The sequence below is a fragment of the Pseudomonas sp. SIMBA_067 genome, from assembly GCF_046534675.1.
Lineage (GTDB): Bacteria > Pseudomonadota > Gammaproteobacteria > Pseudomonadales > Pseudomonadaceae > Aquipseudomonas > Aquipseudomonas putida.
Window position 1 is genome coordinate 1 of sequence record NZ_JAWRYH010000669.1, and the last position, 262, is coordinate 262.

The 262-nt window shown below is 42.4% G+C and carries 1 protein-coding gene; it reads left to right on the forward strand.

Going from position 1 to position 262, the window contains the following annotated elements; all coding sequences use genetic code 11:
* Nucleotides 1-262, forward strand: a 262-nt coding sequence (locus SB765_RS30800; RefSeq protein WP_410932645.1) for a hypothetical protein, incomplete at both ends; no start/stop codon positions are given.

The following is a 262-nucleotide window of genomic DNA, read 5'->3' on the forward strand; positions in this document are numbered from 1 at the left end:
CTCACATCTTCTGATGAAAAAGAAAGGTTGTGGAATGAGTTACGGCATTTTTTACAGAGAAACCGTGGCTTCAAAGATGCTCCATGGGCTCTGTCTGAACAAGAATTAGCACCGTTGGATGCTATATTTCTTTCACTAACACCAAAAAATGTCGAGGAGCGTTTTCGCTGGCTATTTTGTGCAGGGGCCAATGAGTTAGGCGAAAATTATGATTGGCAAACACAACGAAATAGGCTCGAAGAGAGACAATTGGAAGCAGTAG